Here is a 3,272-nt window from a genome sequence, read left to right as displayed (position 1 = left end):
CGTTGACCGGGATCATGAAGGCGCCGGGCCCGCCGATCACGCAGTCGCTGTAGTAGCGGTCGAGATTGGCGACGTCGAAGGCGCCGCCGTACCCGCCCCTTGTCATCAGCGGCAGTCCGTTGATGGTGATGCCCTGCCTCACCACCTCGTCGCGCGTGATGTCGACCGGCGCGCCCTGGTTGTTGGGTCCGTCGCCCGAAACGTCGATGACGCGCTTGGTCCCCTGAAAGCCGCTTTCGGCGAAAAGGTCGCTGCCGAAGGCAAGTGCGCCGGAGATCGAAGTACGTCGCGCGCTGTCCGGCGGACGCGCGTTCATCTGCGCAACCACCCGTTCGGCGTCGGCGCGATTGGCAATCGCTGTCCACGGTACGACGACCCGCTGCCATCTGGTGCCGGCCCACTCGACATAGGTGACCGCGATCTTGCCGTGGACGCCATCGGCGATGGCCTTGAGCACGTTGTCATCCGTCAGTGCCGCCGCATAGCCACGGCGCTGGATCTCGAGTTCGGCCGGCGACATGGAGAGCGAAACATCGACTGCGAGCACCAGCTCGACATCTACCGGCTCTATCGCACTCGATCGCGTGGGCGGGCCGAGGAGCAGCGCCAGCGCGGCGGCGCCGGAAAGCCAATGCGTTGTTCGGCCCAAAGCGGACATGACGCAACGGTAAGCGATAATCGCGCATGAACAAAGCAAAAAGGCCCGGCGTCGACCGGGCCTTCCACCAATCCGGACGAACGCGCGCTCGCTTAGCTGCGCGGCTTGAGATTCTCCGGGTCGTAAAGCGGCTTGTAGCCGACGCCGGCCACCTCGACCGGATAGGTCTCGCCGAAATACTCCACCTGCAGCTTGCGACCTTCCTGGCAGTAGGCCCAGGGCAGATAGGCGAGCGCGATGTTCTTGCCGATGGTCGGGCCGTAGGCGACCGACGTGGTGAAGGAGCGCCGGCCGAGCTCGTCGACCAGCGTCTCGCCGGTCGCGGGATCCTGCACCGGCATGATGCCGACCGGATAGCGCGCGACGCCCTTGGAATCGGTGTTCTCGGTCATCACCAGCGTGCAGAGCATAGCCGGCTGATGCTCGCGGGCGCGATATTCCAGGTGCTTGGCCTTGCCGCAGAAGTCGTTCTCCTTGACCTTCGGGCGGGCAAGATCTGCCTCGAGCAGATTGTATTCGGTCAAGAGGTCGGCGTTCTGCAGCCGCAGGCTCTTCTCCATGCGGCGCGTGTTGGCGTAGGTCTCGACGCCGAACGGCATCACACCGGTCGAGCGCAGCGCGTCCCAGACGGCGAGCCCGTCCTCATAGCGCATATGCAGTTCCCAGCCCTGCTCGCCGACATAGGAGATGCGGAAGGCGGTGACGTCCTTTCCGCCGATCCTGATCGGCTTGATCGCCGCGAACGGGAAATTGTCCGGCGTCAGCCCGTTCGGGTCCTCGACCACCTTCTGCAGCGTCGTGCGAGCATTAGGTCCCCAGATGCCGATGGTGACGTATTTTTCGGTGACATCGGTGACAGTGACATCGAAACCTTTGTCCTGCGCGGTGCGCTGCATGTAGCGGAAGTCGCGCGGCCCGGCGTCGGCGCCGTCGATGACGCGGCAGCGATCGGCCATGCGGATCACGGTGAAGTCGGCGCGCACCATGCCCTCCTCGTCGAGGAAGTGGGTGTAGATGCCCTTGCCGATATTGTTGTCGCCGCCGATCTTGGCCGCGCACAGCCATTCCAGCAGCGCGACATGGTCCGGCCCCTCCACGTCGTACATCGAAAAATGCGAGAGGTTGACGATGCCGCAATCCTCGCTCATCGCCAGATGCTCGGCATTGGAGACGCGCCAGAAATGGCGGTTGTCCCACTCATTCTCGCGCACCGGGACGCGGTTGGCGTATTTTTCCAGGAGATGCTCGTTGGCGGCATAGCCATGGGCGCGCTCCCAGCCGCCCAGCTCCATGAAGTAGCCGCCGAGTTCCTTCTCGCGCTCCCAGAACGGCGAGCGGCGGATGTTGCGGCCCTTGGAGAACGGCTCGCGCGGATGCACCGCCGGATTGTAGACCTTCATCGCCGTCTCGGTGCAGCGATCCCAGATGAACTCTTCCTTCGTCTGGTGCGGGTAGAAGCGCGCATAGTCGATGGCGTGATGATCGATCGCGGTGCGGCCGTCGGTCATCCAGTCGGCGATCAGCTTGCCCATACCCGGGCCGTCCTTGACCCAGATGGCGACGGCGTACCAGAGGCCCCTGACCTTCTGGCTTTCGCCCATCGAAGGCCCGCCATCGGTCGTCACCTGCAGCAGCCCGTTGAAGGAATGGCCTTCATTGTAGCCGAGCTCGCCGAGGATCGGCGTCAGTTCCATGGCGCGCTCCAGCGGCGCCATGATCTGCTCCATGTCGAGGTCGCGCTGCGAGGGCGAGAGCCGCGCCTGGTCTTTTTCCAGCAGGTCGCGCGGATGGCAAAGGCGCGGATTGGTCTCCTCGTAATAGCCCCATTCGATCTGCCCGCCCTCCGCGGTCTTGGGATCCCCGGTGTCGCGCATATAGGCCGAGTTGCCCTGGTCGCGCAGCAGCGGCCAGCCGATCTCCTTGCCGGTGCCGGCGAACTCGTTATACGGGCCGAAGAAGGTCAGCGGGTGGTCGATCGGCATGACCGGCAGGTCTTCGCCGACCAGTGCCGCGGTCAGCCGGCCCCAAATGCCGGTGCAGACGACCACATAATCGGCTTCGATCGTGCCGCGCTCGGTCACGACGCCCTTGATGCGGCCGTTCTCGACGATCAGGTCCTTGGCCGAGGTGTTGGCGAAAGCCTGGAGTTTGCCGGAAGCGACACCCTGGTCGACGAGCTTGCCGGCCACCGTCTGCGAGCGCGGGATGACGAGACCGGCGTCGGGGTCCCACAACCCGCCCTGCACAAGATGCTCCTCGATCAGCGGGAACTTCTGCTTGATCTCGGCCGGCTCGATCAGGCGCGCGCGGGTGCCGAATGCCTTGGCGGAAGCAATCTTGCGCTTGATCTCGTCCATGCGGCCATCGTCGCCGACGCGCGCGACTTCGAGGCCGCCGATGCGCGCGTAATGCCCCATCTTCTCGTAGAAATCGATGGAATAGAGCGTCGTCCAGCAGGAGAGAAAATCGTGGCTGGTCGTGTAGCAGAAGTCCGAGGCATGCGCGGTCGAGCCGATATCGGTCGGGATGCCCGACTTGTCGATGCCCACGATGTCGTCCCAACCGCGCTCGATCAGGTGATGGGCGACCGACGCGCCGACAATACCGCCAAGAC

Annotated in this window: 2 protein-coding genes; both read right to left on the bottom strand. The window is 64.6% G+C overall.

Features of this window, described 5'->3' with window-relative positions; all coding sequences use genetic code 11:
* Window positions 1–658, bottom strand: a 658-nt coding sequence (locus EOA49_RS31095; RefSeq protein WP_164749355.1) for a DUF1194 domain-containing protein, incomplete at its 3' end; no start/stop codon positions are given.
* Window positions 659–750: 92 nt separating this feature from the next.
* The coding region (locus tag EOA49_RS31090; protein WP_164749354.1) for an FAD-dependent oxidoreductase at window positions 751–3,272 on the bottom strand (2,522 nt) is incomplete at its 5' end.

The organism is Mesorhizobium sp. M1A.F.Ca.IN.020.04.1.1 (assembly GCF_003997315.1).
Taxonomy (GTDB): domain Bacteria; phylum Pseudomonadota; class Alphaproteobacteria; order Rhizobiales; family Rhizobiaceae; genus Mesorhizobium.
Note: the sequence above shows the minus strand (reverse complement) of the source record. Positions and strands in the feature narration are given on the sequence as shown.